Origin of the sequence: Streptomyces sp. NPDC093568 (assembly GCF_044764945.1) — a bacterium.
GTDB lineage: Bacteria > Actinomycetota > Actinomycetes > Streptomycetales > Streptomycetaceae > Streptomyces.
Genome location: NZ_JBIWJD010000005.1, coordinates 371,506 through 388,090 on the forward strand (window position 1 = coordinate 371,506; position 16,585 = coordinate 388,090).

Here is a 16,585-nt window from a genome sequence, read left to right on the forward strand (position 1 = left end):
ACCATGTGACAACTGAGGCGATTTCCTGGATATCCGATAGTTGTTGAACAGTGGACCTTTACCGGTTCTTGACCGAACCGCGTACAACTTTCGACGTCTTCGCCGTTCCCTCTGGCGCGGTCGTGACCTGCGGTCCTTCAATGGTCGACACCATGGCTCTCATGTTGCCGTTCGGCCGGGCGTCCCGGACCGCGAGGACCACGCAGCACCCCGCCGTCGGACTCCCCGCCGACGACGAGGTGCTGCTCGACGCGCCCGACGACCGCCTCGGTCCCGCCCTGGTCGCGGCCGGCCAGGGCAGTTACGAGGCCGCCGCCGAACTGCTCGCCCACACCCGGCAGCAGGCCGAGTGGGAGTACCGCGACCGCTACACGCTCCGGCTGGCGGCCTTCGCGCGCTCCCGTCCGGAGTGGCTGGAGGACTGGCACGCGGCGGCCCCGCACGATCCGGACGCGCTGCTGATCAGGGCGCAGGTCGCGGTGGACCACGCCTGGCGCTCCCCGGCGCGGGCCGAGGTGCTGCGCGGGGTGAGCCCGCTGATCACCGCCGCCGCACGGGCCGACGACGGCGACCCGGTGCCCTGGCGGATCGCCCTGGACCACGCGCGCGGCTCCCGCGCCGGGCACACCTACTTCGGCGAACTGTGGGAGGCGGCGCTGCGCCGCGCCCCGCGCCACTACGGCTGCCACGTGGCCGCCCTGCGCTATCTGGGCTCCGCCTGGCACGGCTCGCACCGCGAGTGCCTCGACTTCGCCGACCGGGCGGCCCAGGACGCGCCGGCCGACTCCCTGGTCCAGGCCCTGCCGACCCGGGCCGCCCTCGCCTACCTGGACGACGGCTGCGGTCCGGGCGTGCCGCCCGAGCGGCTGGACGCGGCGGCCGACCGGGCCCTCGCGCTGTCGGCCCGGTTCCCGGCGGCCGACCTGTGGCCGGCGGCGATCCGCAACAAGCTGACGTACGTCCTGGTACGGCTGGGCCGCTGGGAGGACGCCCTGGAGCAGCTGCGTCTGATCGGGCCGCACGCCACTTCCTTCCCCTGGAGCCGGTCCTCGGACGACCCGCTGGGCCGCTTCCTGGAGGTCCGCGAGGAGGTACGGCTGCGGGCGGCCACCGGCACCGGTACGGCGCGTGGGACGCGGGGCGGGCATCCACTCAGTGGGCTCGCCGAACGCGTTCATCCCGGCGACCACTAGGCTTTGGCGCCGTGACCGTCCGCCTTCCGCTCTTCCCCCTGAACTCGGTGCTCTTCCCGGGACTCGTGCTGCCGCTCAACGTCTTCGAGGAGCGGTATCGCGCCATGATGCGCGACTTGCTGAAGACCCCCGAGGAGGAACCGCGCCGTTTCGCCGTCGTGGCGATCCGCGACGGCCACGAGGTGGCTCCGAGCGCCCCCGGTATGCCCGACCCGACGGCCCAGCCCGACCGCGGGCCGGCGGCGGGCTTCGGCCCCGACCCGATGAAGTCCTTCCACGGCGTGGGCTGTGTGGCGGACGCGGCGACGATCCGGGAGCGGGCCGACGGCACGTTCGAGGTGCTGGCGACGGGAACGACCAGGGTCCGGCTGCTCTCCGTGGACACCTCGGGCCCGTTCCTCACGGCGGAGCTGGAGGAACTGGAGGAGGAGCCGGGCGACGAGGCGGGGGCGCTCGCGGAAGGGGTGCTGCGCGCGTTCCGGCAGTACCAGAAGCGCCTGGCGGGCGCCCGTGAACGCTCACTGTCCACGACGTCCGAACTGCCGGACCAGCCCGGGGTGGTGTCCTACCTGGTGGCGGCCGCGATGATGCTGGACACGCCGACGAAGCAGCGCCTGCTCCAGGCCCCGGACACCGCGTCCCGCCTGCGCGACGAGCTGAAAGTCCTTCGCGCCGAGACCTCGATCATCCGTACGCTGCCCTCGCTGCCGGCGTCGGACCTGACGCGCGGCCCGACGAGCCTGAACTGACGCGCGACGCCGCGGACCGCACGGACCGCACGACACCGACGCACGACATCTGGGGAACCGGCCACCAATGGCGAAGAAGCCGAAGAAGAACCAACAGCAGTCGGGCGGCACGCCCGCGACGGTGTCGCTCACGGCGGCCGGCGTCGAGTACACGGTCCACTCCTACGACCACGACCCCTCCCACCCGTCCTACGGCGAGGAGGCCGCGGAGGCCATGGGCGTGTCCCCCGCCCGGGTCTTCAAGACGCTGGTGGCGGACGTGGACGGGAACCTGACCGTGGCCGTGGTCCCGGTGGCGGGGCAACTGGACCTCAAGGCGCTGGCCTCGGCGGTCGGCGGCAAGCGCGCGACGATGGCCGACCCGGCCCTGGCGGAACGCACCACGGGCTACGTCCGGGGCGGCATCTCCCCCCTCGGCCAGCGCAAGAAGCTCCCGACGGTCCTGGACGCCTCGGCCGCCACCCACCCCACGATCTGCGTCTCGGCGGGCCGCCGCGGCCTGGAGGTCGAGCTCTCCCCCGAGGACCTCACCCACCTCACCCAGGCGGTGGTCGCTCCCATCGGGCGTGCGTGACCCCTCGACGGGATCCGTCTTCTCGGTTAAGTACGAGGGACATGTCGAAGAAAACGCGGAAACGCAAGTGGCGCGTCAAGAAGGGCCGCTCGAACCACGGGCGTCGCCCGGCGTAGGAGCAATTCAGCCCGTCCGGCGTTTGAGGACGAGGCCCGTTCAGGGCCGACAGCGGGGGTCTGGGGGCCGCAGGCCCCCAGTGTCCGGGGTCGAAGGGGCAGCGCTCCTTGAGGATGGGACGGGTAGGGGCGGCGGGGGCGAGAACCCTTGGGCGCGCCCCGGACGACCTACGCCGGCGGCACTCCGTACGGCCCCTGAGCCGCCTCTCCCTGCTGTCCGTACGGGTCCGCGTCGCGCGGCCCGAACAGCGCCGTGAGCGCCAGATGCACCACCAGCGCCGCGAGCGGCCACGCCAGCCACACCCCCTTGGCCCCCAGCTTCAGCGGCGCCGCGAACGAGACGCCCTTGCCCGCCTCCTTCGCGTGGGCGATCACGTCCTCGGTGGGCCCGAGCCACACCCCGACCCGCCAGGCCAGCAGCGACCCGAGAAACCCGCCGACGGCCAGCGCGACCACCAGCGGCACGCCCCCGCGCCGCCGCCACAGAAACACGGCCACCGCGCTGACCAGACCGAACGCGAGCGCGAGCAGAGTGAACGTTCCGTCGACCCCGACGGCCTGCTCCCCCTCGGAGTCCTTGAAGTAGACCACCCAGCTGTTGTCGACGACGTCCCCGACCAGCGGCACGCTCGGCGCCAGCTGCCACCACAACACCCCGAGCAGCGCTCCGAACAGCGCCACCACCACCGCGACCAGGCCGGCCTCGCGCACTTCGGTCTTCATTCCGGGACCGTCCTGTTCGTACGAGCCATATATGCCGTACGGGCCAGGAGAGCCGTACGGCCCCTGTGCCCCGGGCGGGGCGCTGGATATGGCGTCATGCGGAAGGGCGGCCGCGTGCCCGGCAGCGGGCGGCTGCCACCCCCCGTTGGGGGACGGTTCACGCGGCGGCGGTGGCGGAGTCAGCGGAGCGGTCACCCTGCCATCGTGCCAGGCCGTCCTGTGCGGCGCGTCACCGGACGGCCGCCCGACGGTACGCCCAGGTGGCGACGCCCAGCGAGACCACGCCGACGACCCCGCACACGGCCAGGTCGCCGAGCACGAACGCCCAGTCCGGCCGCTCCCCGAAGGTCCGCGCGAACGCCTCCACGCCGTACGTCGAGGGCAGCAGATCCCGTGCGAACCGCACCGCCTCCGGCATCCGGTCGGCCGGCAGCACCCCCAGCAGCAGCGCCGCGGACATCCCCAACTGGCCGAGCAGCGTGGCCAGTTCGGGGCGCGGCGCGAGCAGCCCGAGTGCCGCGCCCAGCCCGGCGAGCGCGGCCCCCGCCAGCGGGATCACCGCGACCAGCACCCACAGATGCGCCATCGGCAGCCCGAACAGCACACAGCCGAAGACGGCCGTCACCACGGTCCCCGGCACGGTGAAGGAGGCGTACGCCCCCGCCGCCCCGAGCACCACCGCGGCGGGCGGCACCGGCAGCGTGGCGTAGTGGTCGAGCCCGCCGCTGGCCCGCAGCTGCCCGAAGTACTGCGCGAGCAGGTTCAGCGCGACGAAGGCGACCACGAGGACGGCCGACCCGGCCACCACGGCCTGGGCCTCGGCCCCGCCGTCGACGACCCCCCGCATCAGGACCATGATCCCGATCGACTGGAAGGTCGCCACGAACAGCAGCGGGATGCGCGCGACCCGCGCCCGGGACAGCTGGGCCCGGTACACGGCGCACAGCGAGGGCCACAGCCGCGCGCGCGGCCCGAGCTCGACCGCGGCCTCGGGGGCCGTCTCGTCAACGGCCAGGGCGCTCCCCGGCAGAACCTCGGCGGGTACGACACTCACGTGGCGCTGCTCCCTTTCGCACAGGGGATCACTCGGGAGGTGGCCCTGTTCCGTACGGATACGACGGTCTGTGTGCTCAAGCCTTCACCAACCCCGTCTGCGCGGCTCCGCCCAGCGCCAGATACACGTCCTCCAGGCTGGGCGTGGCGAGCGTGAAGTCGTCGAGCGCGGCGAAGGCGGCTCCGCCGGTGACGGTGGCGACGACCGCGCGGGCCTCCTCGGGCGCGAGCCGCAGGGTCCAGCGCCGCCCGGACTCCACGGCCCGGTCCTGGAGCGCGGCGACCTCGGGCACGTCCAGGGGTGCCCGCTCGCGCCACAGCAGCTCGACGCGCACCTCGCCGGCGACCCGTTCCTTGAGCCCGGACGGCGTGTCGCAGGCGATCACCCGGCCCCGGTCGAGGACGGCGACCCGGTCGAGCACCGTCTCGGCCTCGATGACGTTGTGGGTGACGAGCAGCACGGTCGTACCGCGCTCGGCCCGCCGCCGGTCCACGGCCGACCACACGGCCCGCCGCGCCACCGGGTCCATCGCGGTGGTCGGCTCGTCCAGTACGAGCAGCGGCCGCTCCCCGACCAGCGCGGCGGCGACACAGGCCAGCCGCCGCTGCCCGCCGGACAGCTTCTTCAGCGGCCGCCCGGCGAGCGGCGTGAGCCCCAGCTCGTCCAGTACGGCGTCCCGCTCGTCCCGCGCCTGCCGCGCGTCCAGTCCGCGCAGCCGTCCGGTCGTCTCGGCGGCGAGCGACACGGTGAGCTCGTCGAGGGCGGTCGACTCCTGCCCGAGGTAGGCGAGGATGCGCGCGGCGCGCTCCGGGTGGCGCACGACGTCGTGTCCGAAGATCTCCACGCTGCCTGCGTCGGGCCGCATCAGCCCGGTGAGCTGGCGTACGAGAGTGGTCTTGCCGGCGCCGTTCGGGCCGAGCAGCCCGAAGATCTCGCCGCCCCGGATGTCCAGCCGCACGTCATCGGTGGCCCGCACCTCGGGCGTACCGGGCGCTCCGCGCCGCCCCCGCACCGCCGGATAGGTCTTCGTCAGCCCGCGCACGGCGCACACGACATCCCCACGGTGCCGAAGTGCCTGTCCCACGCGCGTACTCACAAGGGACGAGCCTACGGGGTCCGGACCCCTGCTCCGCTCCCGGGTCGGCCACTCGCCACAAATCCCCTGCTCGCAGCCCGTAATCCACCTGTGCCCATAAATCAGCCGCAACGGCGCCCGACGACGACGGGGCGCGCCGCCCGGTCACTCCCCCGCGGGCGCGTGCTCCGCGGCCGTCCGCACATCGATCTCCCGCCAGAACCCGGCCCGGATCGCGTACCGGTCGTGCTCGTCGATCTGATCGTCCTTGTGTGCGAGCAGCCCGAACCGGGCCGCGTACCGCAGCAGCTCCCCGTCGATCCGATGCGGAATGCGGGGATACATCGCGGACAGCTTGTGCAGATGGCTCTGGTCGCCCAGCCGCCCCATCCACCGCCGGGCGAACACCTGCCCCACCTCGTACGGATCCCCGCCGACGGTGGTGATGTCCTCCTCCCGGTCGGCCCACCGCTGCTCCGCCGTGGTCAGCTGCGCGAGCGTCGGCATCGAGGCGACGTCGGCCGGCTCGGCCGCGACGCCGGGGCGGTCGACCCACCCCTTGTCGGAGGACCAGCGCAGCGTCGCGCTCGTCGGATGCTGGGTCGGCTGGACGCCTGGCGCGCGCAGGGCGGCGAGGTCCTTGGGCGTGGGCACGCCCTTGGGGGCCGGCACCCGCTCCTGCGTGCCGTTCTCCGAGGGGGCGACCGCCGGGGCGTGCTCGGTCTCCTCGGCGGTGCGCTCGGCCGTCGCGCCGAGCGCGGAGTCGGGCAGCGGCGCGGACAGGATCGCGGCGATCTCGGGCCGCGGCACGGGCGGCGGGGCGCACACGCCGGTGAGCTCCTTGGCGCGTACGGCCTTGGTGATCCACGTACGGTCGAGCACGCGTCGTTCGTCGGCCTCGGCGACCAGGTCCTCGGACTGGTTGTAGTCACCGTCGGCGGCCTGCACGGCCCACAGGTGTACGGCGACCCCGTGCTCCTTCGCTGCCATCATGCCCGGCAGCAGGTCGCCGTCGCCGGTCACCAGCACGATGTCGGAGCAGGCGCGGTTGCGGGCCAGCTCGGTCAGCTCGGCGTGCATCGCGGCGTCCACGCCCTTCTGCGCCCAGCGGCCGTCGCTTCGGGTCAGGGCGCCGAGCCGGACGGTGACCCGGGGCATGACGCGCAGCCGGCGGTGCTCGGGCTGCGGGACGCGGTCGGGGGCGCCGTCGAACCAGTAGATGCGCAGCAGGGGTCGTTCCGTGTCGGACTCGGCACGCTCGCGCAGCCCCTGGATGAGGGCGGTGTGATCGACGGTGATCCGGGACCGGGAGGGTTCCCCGGCGAGCAGGCTGGCTGCGGCCCCCAGCAGATACCCGGCGTCCACCAGGACGATGCAGCGGTCCACACGACTCACCCTCTTCCCGGGAGGTTTGCTTCAGGCTTCCTTCGAGTCTGCCCGACCACGCGGGGGTTAACGGGGCGAACTCGATCTTCGGCGTGGCGTTTCGGGGCATCGGCTCGACGGCGCGCCACGCCTCACGCCCCGACAACCGCTGTTACACACGGTAATTATCCGAAATGCGTTCTTTATCAGCCTATGTGAATCTGGTCGCGGCCCTGGCCCCTAGATCCCCCACAGGAGGCAGATCACCATGGCCAAGAACAAGAAGCAGGACCGCAAGCAGCCGCAGTCCGAGCGTGGTCAGCAGCAGGCGCAGGGCTCCTCGATGGAGGCGCAGACCGAGCAGCACATGCCGCAGGTGACCCCCGCCGACATGGCACGCAAGGGCAAGCAGAAGCGCTTCGGCCACAACTGACATCTGCGTGAAGGGCCGTTGCGGCCCAGGCACACGATGAGGGGCGCACCCGACGCGCGAGGTGCGCCCCTCTCGTATGAGGGCTCAGCCGGCCAGGCAGGACGGGCCGAGCAGCACCTTGAGGTCACCGAACAGCGCCGGGTCGGGCTTCACCCGGTGGCGGTCGAGCCGGAGCACGGTCGTCTTGGTCGGGCCCTGGAGCTTGATGCGGACCTCGCTCTCGCCCTTGTGATGGGTGAGGATCTCGCCGAGGCGGCTGACCATGGGCGGGGTGACCCGGGTGGCCGGGATGGTGAGGATCACGGGCGCGTTGGTACCGGCGTTGGACAGGTCGGGGACCTGGAGCTCCATCGCGACCAGCCGCGGCACGTCCTCACGCTTGTCGAGGCGGCCCTTGACGAACACGACGGCGTCCTCGACGAGTTGGGTCGACACGAGCTGGTAGGTCGCCGGGAAGAACATGCACTCGATGGAGCCGGCGAGGTCCTCGACGGTGGCGATCGCCCAGGCGTTGCCCTGCTTGGTCATCTTGCGCTGCAGGCCCGAGATGATGCCGCCGATGGTGACCACCGCGCCGTCCGCGTGCTCACCGCCGGTGAGCTGGGCGATGCCCGCGTCGGCCTTGTCGGACAGCACGTGCTCCAGGCCGAAGAGCGGGTGGTCGGAGACGTACAGACCGAGCATCTCCCGCTCCTGGGCGAGCAGATAGGTCTTGTCCCACTCCTCGTCGGTGAAGACGACGTCGAGTCCGAAGCCGGGCTCGTCGCTCTGCTCCTCGCCCATGCCGCCGAAGAGGTCGAACTGGCCCTCCGCCTCCTTGCGCTTGACCGCGACCACGTTGTCGATCATCGGCTCGAAGTGCGCGGTGAGGCCCTTGCGGGTGTGGCCCAGACTGTCGAACGCGCCCGCCTTGATCAGTGATTCGGTGGTGCGCTTGTTGCACGCGGTCGCGTCGACCTTGTCGAGGTAGTCCGGGAAGGAGGCGTACTTCCCCTTCGCCTTGCGGCTCTTGATGATCGACTCGACGACGTTCGTGCCGACGTTGCGGACCGCTTCGAGGCCGAAGAGGATCACGTCGTCGCCCTGGGCGGCGAAGTTGTGCAGCGACTCGTTGACGTTCGGCGGGAGCACGCGAATGCCCATGCGGCGGCACTCGTTGAGGTAGACCGCCGACTTGTCCTTGTCGTCCTTGACGGACGTCAGCAGCGCGGCCATGTACTCGGCGGGGTGGTTGGCCTTGAGGTAGGCCGTCCAGTACGACACCAGGCCGTACGCGGCGGAGTGCGCCTTGTTGAACGCGTAGCCGGCGAAGGGGACCAGCACGTCCCACAGGGCCTGGATGGCCTCGTCGCTGTAGCCCTTGTCGCGGGCGCCCTTCTGGAAGAGGACGAAGTTCTTCGCCAGTTCGTCGGGCTTCTTCTTGCCCATCACGCGGCGCAGGATGTCGGCCTCGCCGAGCGAGTACCCGGCGATGATCTGGGCGGCCTTCTGCACCTGCTCCTGGTAGACGATCAGGCCGTAGGTGACGGCCAGGACCTCTTCGAGGGGCTCCTCCAGCTCCTTGTGGATCGGGGTGATCTCCTGGAGCTTGTTCTTGCGCAGGGCGTAGTTGGTGTGCGAGTCCATGCCCATCGGGCCCGGACGGTACAGCGCGGAGACGGCGGAGATGTCCTCGAAGTTGTCGGGCTTCATCAGCCGCAGCAGCGAGCGCATCGGGCCGCCGTCGAACTGGAAGACGCCCAGGGTGTCGCCGCGCTGGAGTAGTTCGAAGGTCTTCGGGTCGTCGAGCGGCAGGGAGAGCAGGTCGAGTTCGATGCCCTTGTTGGACTTCACCATCTTGACGGCGTCGTCCATGATCGTCAGGTTGCGCAGGCCGAGGAAGTCCATCTTCAGCAGGCCGAGCGACTCGCACTGGGGGTAGTCCCACTGCGTGATGGTGACGCCGTCGGTGTGCCGCACCCAGATCGGGGCGTGGTCGACGATGGGCTCGCTGGACATGATCACGCCGGCGGCGTGCACGCCCATCTGCCGCACCAGGCCCTCGACGCCCTTGGCGGTGTCGATGACCTTCTTGACGTCCGGCTCGTTCTCGTACATCCCGCGGATCTCGCCCGCCTCGCTGTAGCGCGGGTGCGAGGGGTTGGTGATGCCGTCGAGGTCGATGCCCTTGCCCAGGACGTCAGCGGGCATCGCCTTGGTGAGGCGGTCGCCCATCGCGTACGGGTAGCCCAGCACGCGCGCGGCGTCCTTGATGGCGTTCTTCGCCTTGATCTTGCCGTAGGTGCCGATCATGGCGACCTTGTCGGCGCCGTACTTCTCCGTCACGTACCTGATCACCTCGACGCGCCTGCGCTCGTCGAAGTCGATGTCGACATCGGGCATGGAGACGCGCTCGGGGTTGAGGAACCGCTCGAAGATCAGGCCGTGCGGGATCGGGTCGAGGTCGGTGATGCCCATGGCGTAGGCGACGATCGAGCCGGCCGCGGAGCCTCGGCCGGGGCCGACCGCGATGCCGTTGTTCTTCGCCCACATGATGAAGTCGGCGACGACGAGGAAGTAGCCCGGGAACCCCATCTGGATGATGACGTCCATCTCGTACTCGACCTGCTTCTGGCGGTCCTCGGGGATGCCGCCGGGGAAGCGGCGCTCCATGCCGCGGCGCACTTCCTCCTTGAACCAGGTGATCTCGGTGTAGCCCTCGGGGATGTCGAACTTGGGCATGAGGTCGCGCTTCTCGAACATGCCCGTGGTGTCGACCATCTCGGCCACGAGGAGCGTGTTGGCGCACCCCTCCTGCCAGGCGTCCGAGGAGTCGATGGCGTACATCTCGTCCGTGGACTTCAGGTAGTAGCCGGTGCCGTCGAACTTGAAGCGGTCCGGGTCGGAGAGGTTCTTGCCGGTCTGGATGCACAGCAGGGCGTCGTGGGCGGTCGCCTCGTGCGCGTACGTGTAGTGCGAGTCGTTCGTCACCAGCGGGGGGATGCCGAGCTTCTTGCCGATCTCCAGCAGGCCGTCGCGGACCCGGTGCTCGATCTCGATGCCGTGGTCCATCAGCTCCAGGAAGTAGCGGTCCTTGCCGAAGATGTCCTGGTAGTCGGCCGCCGCCTTCAGGGCCTCGTCGTACTGCCCCAGGCGCAACCTGGTCTGAAGTTCGCCGGAGGGGCAGCCGGTGGAGGCCACGATCCCCTCGGACCACTGGGAGATCGTCTCCTTGTCCATCCGGGGCCACTTCTGGAGCCAGCCCTCGGCGTACGCGTCCGAGGACAGCCGGAAGAGGTTGTGCAGGCCCGTCTTGTTCACGGCCCACATCGTCTTGTGGGTGTAACCGCCGGAACCGGAGACGTCGTCCCGCTTCTGGTGCGGCTGGCCCCACTGGATCTTGCGCTTGTTACGCCGGGACTCGGGCGCGACATAGGCCTCGATCCCGATGATCGGGGTGACCCCGGCCTTCTGCGCGGTGTGGAAGAAGTCGTACGCCCCGTGGAGGTTGCCGTGGTCGGACATGGCGATGTGCGTCATGCCCATCTCGTTGCACGCGTTGAACATGTCCTTCAGCCGCGCGGCGCCGTCCAGCAGGGAGTACTGGGTGTGGACGTGCAAGTGCGTGAACGGCGGCTTTGACACGGCTTGGCCTCCATGGATGTAACGCTGCGGCGCGAAGCGCCTCGTTGAGGGGCGGTGGTCGGGCGACGGGTGGACGCCCGGTGAAAGGCGGACGGACACTTCTGGGGACAGCGTCGAAGTCTATGCCTCGGCACTGACACTCACGGGGCTGCCCCGCGTACCTTCACAGCGAGGGCCGCGGGCACTTTCCGATGGGCCCACCCGTTGGATACGACAGAAACGCTGTCGTACACATGCACCAGGAGGCACCCAGCGATGTCGGTCCCCCAGCTCAACGACGAGCAGCGCGGCGACGAGATCCTCGCCGTCTTCGACACCGCCTTCGGCGAGCTCCTGGCCGCCGATCCGGCCGCGTTCCGCGTGAAGTTCCGGAAGATGGCGGCCTCGGCCTTCGCGTTCTACCGCGGCACGGCGTGCCTCTTCTACCACGACCTCGACACGGAGAAGCGCGGCGGCCCGTACCTGGACGAGCGCACCTCGCGCGTGTGGATCCACGGCGACCTGCACGCGGAGAACTTCGGCACGTACATGGACGCCAACGGCCGCCTGGTCTTCAACGTCAACGACTTCGACGAGGCCTACGTCGGCCCCTTCACCTGGGACCTCAAGCGCTTCGCCGCCTCGATCGCCCTCATCGGCTACGCGAAGGCTCTCAGCGACGACCAGATCACCGAGCTGGTGCGGATCTACGCGGCCGCGTACCGCGAGCGCGTGCACGCGCTGGCGACCGGCGCCAAGAGCGACGAGGTCCCGCCCTTCACGCTGGACACCGCCCAGGGTCCGCTCCTGGACGCGCTGCGCGACGCCCGCGCGCTGACCCGCTTCGGCCTGCTGGAGTCGATGACGGAGATCCGCGAGTTCGAGCGCCGCTTCGCCCCGGGCGGCGGCTCCATCGAGCTGGACGCGGCCACGCGCTACAAGGTGCTGGCGGCCTTCGACGGCTACCTGGAGACCCTGCCGGACGCGTCCCTGGCCCGCCCGGACTCCTACCGCGTGAAGGACGTCGTCGGCCGGCGTGGCATCGGCATCGGCTCGGCCGGGCTGCCGTCGTACAACATCCTGCTGGAGGGCCACACCGACGCCCTCGAGAACGATGTGGTGATCTACATCAAGCAGGCCCAGACCCCGGCCGTCTCCCGGCACGTCACGGACCAGGCCCTGCGCGACTACTTCCAGCACGAGGGCCACCGCACGGTGATCTCCCAGCGCGCCCTCCAGGCGAACGCCGACCCGTGGCTGGGCTGGACCGAGCTGGACGGCGCGGGGCAGCTGGTCGCCGAGGTCTCGCCGTACGCCGTGGACCTGGACTGGGGCGACATCGACGACCCGGAGGAGATCGCGGCGGTCGTCGCCGACCTCGGGCGGGCCACGGCCACGATGCACGCGGCGGCGGACGACACCTCCGGCGAGTCCCTGGTGCCGTTCTCCACCGAGCGGGCCATCGACGCGGCGATCGCCGCCGACGAGGACGGCTTCGAGGAGCTCCTGGTCGACTTCGCGCACACCTACGGCGCACGCGCGCGTGCCGACCACCACATCTTCGTGGACCTGTTCCGCAACGGCCGGATCCCGGGTCTGTGACGAAAGGGCCGCACCCGGGCACTCCGCGCCCGCGCACAGGCACCCTTTAGGGGTCTTTTACAGGACCACGTGACACACTCTCCTGCGCTATGGACATATCCGGGACCCAGCTGCGAGCCGTACGCGCGGCGCTGTTCACGTCACTCGTCGTGACGCTCAGCACCGCGTCGCACGTGCTGCTGTCCCGCGCGCCCCTGCCGCTGAACACGGTGGCCCTGCTCACGGCCGCCGTGTTCGTCCTCGCCTACGCCCTGGCCGGCCGTGAGCGGACCTTCGGGCGGATCGCCGCGCTGCTGATCCCGCTGGAGCTGGCCGCCGACACGATCCTCACCACCGGCCAGCACGTCTGCTACGGCAGGGCGGGCGGTCCGGTCGCCGGGCCGCTGGCCTCGGTCGGCTGGGACGTGCTGTGCGGCGAGGGCACCCAGGTCGGCGCCCCGCTGGCCCAGGTCGCCGGCGCCGACCCCGACCGCCTCGGCGGTCTGCTCGCCCACGTCGACCCGGCCACCGCCTGGCTGCTGCTGGGCGCCCATATCGGCGTCGGCCTCCTCGCCGCGGCCTGGCTGCGCCGCGGCGAGCGGGCGCTGGCGCAGCTTCTGCGCGCGGTGGCGGCCACCACGTTCCGGCCGCTGCTGCTGGCGGTCACGGCGGTGACCGTCCCGCCCACCGCCCCCTCCCGCGGCCTGCCGCGCACCACCGACCGTACGGCCGCCGCCCGCAGCCGCCTCCTCGTGCACTCCCTGGGACGCCGTGGACCACCGTGCTCACCCGCCTTCACCTGCGCGTGAACAGCATCTGAGCACCACAGCCCACCTTTACGTATTCCGCACACGACGTGTGCGCGTCCCCATGGAGAGCATCAAGATGAGCAAGCGCAACAGCCAGTCCGCGAAGACGGCGGCCCGGGAGCGACTGCGCGCGGAGCGCGAGCGCGAGGCGAAGCGGGCGAAGGCCAAGCGGCAGATCATCGTCGCGGCGTCGGTGGTCGGCGTCCTGGCGGCGGCGGGCGGCGTGGGTTACGCGATCGTCCAGGCCAACAAGCCCGATGGCTGGGAGGCCGCGAAGAACGAGAAGCTCGTCAAGCCGGCCAACAGCTCGGGCAAGGACGGCACGACCGTCGTCATCGGCAAGGACAGCGCCAAGAAGACCCTGGTCATGTACGAGGACCCGCGCTGCCCCGCATGCGCCCAGTTCGAGCAGACCGTCGGCTCGACGGTCGACAAGGACGTCGAGGACGGCAAGTACAAGATCCAGTTCGTCGGCGCGACTTTCATCGACAACAACGTTCCAGGAGTGGGCTCCAAGAACGCACTCAGCGCGTTGGGTGCCGCCCTGAATGTCAGCCCCGAGGCCTTCCTCAAGTACAAGACGGCGCTCTACTCGACGAAGTACCACCCCAACGAGACCGAGGACAAGTTCAAGGATGACGACTACCTGATCGAGGTGGCCAACTCGGTCGATGGCCTGAAGGGCAACAAGCAGTTCCAGACGGCCGTGAAGAACGGCACCTACGACAAGTGGGCGCTGGTCATGAGTGAGAAGTTCGACACCGACGGCGAGAAGTACCAGTTCCAGGGCACGCCGACGCTGCTCATGGACGAGAAGAAGGTCACCGGCAGCGACGGCAAGAACACCCCCATGTCGGTCACCGACTTCAACACCGCAATACAGAAGGCTCTCAACTCTTAGTTCCGCAGCCCCACGGAAATGGGAAGTGTCACGGACCGACTTCAGGCCCGTGACACTTCCCATTTCGCTGTCCAGGGGGCAAGCCGATTCGCGCCACTGCACGCATTCCATCCGCGCTGCGATCGCAGAAGGCGAGCTTGGCAGCGTTCGCGATAAGTGCGCGTAACCTCCCTCCGCCTGGTCCGCCGTGGTGACCGACCCGTCATGATCAGAGGCCCTCCCGCCGGTCGTCGGTTTCGGGGAAGCTCCTCGCCACCGCCGTCATGCACGCGGCGGCGGACGACGAGAGCGGCCACTCGCTGGTGCCGTTCTCCACCGAGGACGCCATCGACGCCGCCATCGCCCGCGACGAGGGCGGCTCCGCCGCGGAACTGGTGGAGTTCGCCCACTCCTACGGCGCCCACTCCTACGGCGCCCACTCCTACGGCGCCCGCGCCCGCGGCGACCACCAGATCTTCGTCGACCTCTTCCGCAACGGCCGCGTTCCGGGGCTCTGACCGTCCCGGGCAGCCCCCCTCGGGACGACGAAGTCGCTTCCCGGCGGGAAGCGCGGCGCTGAAATCGCGCCCCCGCCGGGGGGGGACATTTCGGCCAGATGTTTTCCGGAAACCCTGTGGTGGGCTCCATCGGCAGCCCGGTTGAATCAGGGTTTGCAAGATCGTTTTGGCAAGAAAGCAAGGATGACCATGGGATTCCACAAGAAGCTGGCGGGGGCACTGGGGGCGACCGCGCTGGCCGTGAGCGGCATCGCGGTGAACGTGGCGACCGCGGGCACGGCGGCTGCCGCAGCCTGCGATCACGTGTCGGCGAGCAACATATCCAACGGGGTTGTCGTGGTGGTGGGCGGCGCGAAGGCGTACAAGGAACCCGCGTCGGAGTGCACGGCGCTGAGGAGCATGGCGCCGGGCCACGACCTGAACGCCTGGTGCTTCACCGTCAACAAATACGGCAACCAGTGGGTCCGCGTGAACGAGGGATGGATCTACAGCGGACACCTGGCTCTCAAGTCGGGCACGGTGAAGCACTGCTGACCGGCGTCCGGATCGGCTGGCATCCGGCCGGTTCCGCGATTACTTGAAACGCCCCCTCGGAATTCCTTCAACAGGTCCGAGGGGGCTTTTTGTTGTGATGAGGGCGGCGCCGAACGGCGAATGCGAACCGTGAGGTATTCCACGTTCCGCTTCATGGGAGGACCGACGGCGGGGCGGGGCGCGGAAAGGCGGAAGCCGACAGGGCCGACTGGATCCCGGTCCCGCCACGCCCGTCCGCCCTCCCGGCGACAGGCCCCCGCCCGGCCGTGATCCCCGGGGTTTAGTCGACCTGGAATCCTCGGGAACTCAAACCAAACAAAGGGCATGTCTGGGGAGTTCACTGGCGCGCATGACATACCGATCAGTAACCTGATGCGCCGTGACCAGTAGATACAGAGCCTCCACATCGTCCGAGGCCATCAACTCCCTCTCCCCTCGCCGCCGTACGGTCGTCAAGGCCGCGGCGGCGACGGCTGTCCTGGCCGGGCCTGTCGCCGCGGCGCTGCCCGCCGGCGCCGCCGAAGCGGGCCCCTCCTTCCTGCACGGCGTCGCCTCCGGTGACCCGCTGCCCGACGGCGTCCTGCTGTGGACCCGGGTGACCCCGGCCCCCGAGGCGACGCCCGGCTCCGGGCTCGGGCGCCCCGTCGAGGTCAGCTGGGTCGTGGCCCGGGACAAGGCGCTGATGAACATAGTCGCCAAGGGCTCGACCACCGCGACCGCCGACTCCGACCACACGGTGAAGGCGGACATACGGGGCCTGGAGCCGGCCACCGACTACTGGTTCCGCTTCTCGGCGGGCGGCACGGAGTCCCCGGTGGCGCGTACCCGCACCGCGCCGGCGGCCAACGCCGCCGTCTCCGGCCTGCGCTTCGGCGTGGCCTCCTGCGCCAACTGGGAGGCCGGCTACTTCGCGTCGTACCGCCACCTCGCCGCCCGCGGCGACCTGGACGCCTGGCTGCACCTCGGCGACTACATCTACGAGTACGGCACCGGCCAGTACGGCACGCGCGGCACCGTCGTACGGAAGACGGAGCCTGCCAACGAGACACTTACTCTCGCCGACTACCGCGGCCGGCACGGCAAGTACAAGACGGACCCCGATCTCCAGGCCCTGCACGCGAAGGCGCCCGTCATCGCGATCTGGGACGACCACGAGATCGCCAACGACGCCTGGTCGGGCGGCGCGGAGAACCACACCGAGGGCGCCGAGGGCGCGTGGGCCGCGCGCCAGGCCGCCGCCAAGCAGGCGTACTTCGAGTGGATGCCGGTGCGTCCGGCCGTCGCCGGCACGGCAAGTACAAGACGGACCCCGATCTCCAGGCCCTGCACGCGAAGGCGCCCGTCATCGCGATCTGGGACGACCACGAGATCGCCAACG

Annotated in this window: 14 protein-coding genes and 2 pseudogenes; 11 read left to right on the forward strand and 5 right to left on the reverse strand. The window is 70.4% G+C overall.

The window, feature by feature from the left end:
* The first annotated feature begins 140 nt into the window (after nucleotides 1-140).
* The 3 genes from ACIRD7_RS22385 (at nucleotide 141) to ybaK (ending at nucleotide 2,516) form a co-directional block, all read left to right on the forward strand.
* Nucleotides 141-1,193 (forward strand): hypothetical protein, encoded by a 1,053-nt coding sequence (locus ACIRD7_RS22385; RefSeq protein WP_403455876.1) that lies wholly within the window; start codon nucleotides 141-143, stop codon nucleotides 1,191-1,193.
* Nucleotides 1,194-1,204: 11 nt separating this feature from the next.
* A complete protein-coding gene (locus ACIRD7_RS22390) occupies nucleotides 1,205-1,942 on the forward strand; it encodes an LON peptidase substrate-binding domain-containing protein (RefSeq protein ID WP_403455878.1) in 738 nt (245 codons plus the stop codon).
* Nucleotides 1,943-2,009: 67 nt separating this feature from the next.
* Nucleotides 2,010-2,516 carry a Cys-tRNA(Pro) deacylase gene (gene ybaK / locus ACIRD7_RS22395; RefSeq protein WP_403455881.1) on the forward strand — a complete coding sequence of 169 codons (507 nt, stop codon included), beginning with the start codon at nucleotides 2,010-2,012 and terminating at the stop codon, nucleotides 2,514-2,516.
* Between the two features lie 284 nt (nucleotides 2,517-2,800).
* Here ybaK and ACIRD7_RS22400 read toward each other — a convergent pair whose 3' ends face one another.
* The 4 genes from ACIRD7_RS22400 to ACIRD7_RS22415 all read right to left on the reverse strand — a co-directional run bounded on the left by ACIRD7_RS22400 (nucleotide 2,801) and on the right by ACIRD7_RS22415 (nucleotide 6,870).
* Complete coding sequence (locus tag ACIRD7_RS22400) at nucleotides 2,801-3,550, reverse strand: AAA family ATPase (RefSeq protein ID WP_403455884.1); 750 nt, start codon at nucleotides 3,548-3,550, stop codon at nucleotides 2,801-2,803.
* A gap of 34 nt (nucleotides 3,551-3,584) precedes the next feature.
* Nucleotides 3,585-4,409 (reverse strand): ABC transporter permease, encoded by an 825-nt coding sequence (locus ACIRD7_RS22405; protein ID WP_403455886.1) that lies wholly within the window; start codon nucleotides 4,407-4,409, stop codon nucleotides 3,585-3,587.
* A gap of 76 nt (nucleotides 4,410-4,485) precedes the next feature.
* A complete protein-coding gene (locus tag ACIRD7_RS22410; RefSeq protein WP_403456396.1) occupies nucleotides 4,486-5,460 on the reverse strand; it encodes an ABC transporter ATP-binding protein in 975 nt (324 codons plus the stop codon).
* A 189-nt stretch (nucleotides 5,461-5,649) separates the two neighbouring features.
* On the reverse strand, nucleotides 5,650-6,870 hold the full coding sequence (locus tag ACIRD7_RS22415) for an NYN domain-containing protein (RefSeq protein WP_403455887.1): 1,221 nt from the start codon (nucleotides 6,868-6,870) through the stop codon (nucleotides 5,650-5,652).
* Between the two features lie 247 nt (nucleotides 6,871-7,117).
* Between ACIRD7_RS22415 and ACIRD7_RS22420 the strand changes: the two genes are divergently transcribed.
* On the forward strand, nucleotides 7,118-7,282 hold the full coding sequence (locus ACIRD7_RS22420; protein ID WP_403455888.1) for a hypothetical protein: 165 nt from the start codon (nucleotides 7,118-7,120) through the stop codon (nucleotides 7,280-7,282).
* An 84-nt stretch (nucleotides 7,283-7,366) separates the two neighbouring features.
* Here ACIRD7_RS22420 and dnaE read toward each other — a convergent pair whose 3' ends face one another.
* On the reverse strand, nucleotides 7,367-10,906 hold the full coding sequence (gene dnaE, locus ACIRD7_RS22425) for a DNA polymerase III subunit alpha (protein WP_403455889.1): 3,540 nt from the start codon (nucleotides 10,904-10,906) through the stop codon (nucleotides 7,367-7,369).
* Between the two features lie 255 nt (nucleotides 10,907-11,161).
* Here dnaE and ACIRD7_RS22430 point away from each other — a divergent pair, with 255 nt between their 5' ends.
* The 7 genes and pseudogenes from ACIRD7_RS22430 to ACIRD7_RS22460 form a co-directional block, all read left to right on the forward strand.
* Nucleotides 11,162-12,487, forward strand: a complete 1,326-nt coding sequence (locus tag ACIRD7_RS22430) for a DUF2252 domain-containing protein (protein WP_403455890.1) — start codon at nucleotides 11,162-11,164, stop codon at nucleotides 12,485-12,487.
* An 89-nt stretch (nucleotides 12,488-12,576) separates the two neighbouring features.
* Nucleotides 12,577-13,275 carry a hypothetical protein gene (locus ACIRD7_RS22435; protein ID WP_403455893.1) on the forward strand — a complete coding sequence of 233 codons (699 nt, stop codon included), beginning with the start codon at nucleotides 12,577-12,579 and terminating at the stop codon, nucleotides 13,273-13,275.
* 76 nt (nucleotides 13,276-13,351) lie between these two features.
* Nucleotides 13,352-14,176, forward strand: coding sequence for a thioredoxin domain-containing protein (locus ACIRD7_RS22440; protein ID WP_403455896.1), 825 nt, complete (start codon nucleotides 13,352-13,354; stop codon nucleotides 14,174-14,176).
* Nucleotides 14,177-14,427: 251 nt separating this feature from the next.
* Nucleotides 14,428-14,673: pseudogene (locus tag ACIRD7_RS22445) on the forward strand (hypothetical protein); the annotation flags it as partial.
* A 183-nt stretch (nucleotides 14,674-14,856) separates the two neighbouring features.
* On the forward strand, nucleotides 14,857-15,207 hold the full coding sequence (locus ACIRD7_RS22450) for a hypothetical protein (RefSeq protein WP_403455897.1): 351 nt from the start codon (nucleotides 14,857-14,859) through the stop codon (nucleotides 15,205-15,207).
* Nucleotides 15,208-15,586: 379 nt separating this feature from the next.
* Nucleotides 15,587-16,486, forward strand: a pseudogene (locus tag ACIRD7_RS22455) (alkaline phosphatase D family protein); the annotation flags it as partial.
* On the forward strand, nucleotides 16,465-16,585 hold a 121-nt coding region (locus tag ACIRD7_RS22460; RefSeq protein ID WP_403456399.1), incomplete at its 3' end, for an alkaline phosphatase D family protein. The pseudogene ACIRD7_RS22455 and the gene ACIRD7_RS22460, both read left to right, overlap by 22 nt.

Coding starts and splice junctions, on each gene's coding strand:
- ACIRD7_RS22385 (WP_403455876.1), top strand. CDS start 141: ATGGTCGACACCATGGCTCTCATGTTGCCGTTCGGCCGGGCGTCCCGG.
- ybaK (WP_403455881.1), top strand. CDS start 2,010: ATGGCGAAGAAGCCGAAGAAGAACCAACAGCAGTCGGGCGGCACGCCC.
- ACIRD7_RS22420 (WP_403455888.1), top strand. CDS start 7,118: ATGGCCAAGAACAAGAAGCAGGACCGCAAGCAGCCGCAGTCCGAGCGT.
- ACIRD7_RS22430 (WP_403455890.1), top strand. CDS start 11,162: ATGTCGGTCCCCCAGCTCAACGACGAGCAGCGCGGCGACGAGATCCTC.
- ACIRD7_RS22435 (WP_403455893.1), top strand. CDS start 12,577: ATGGACATATCCGGGACCCAGCTGCGAGCCGTACGCGCGGCGCTGTTC.
- ACIRD7_RS22440 (WP_403455896.1), top strand. CDS start 13,352: ATGAGCAAGCGCAACAGCCAGTCCGCGAAGACGGCGGCCCGGGAGCGA.
- ACIRD7_RS22450 (WP_403455897.1), top strand. CDS start 14,857: ATGACCATGGGATTCCACAAGAAGCTGGCGGGGGCACTGGGGGCGACC.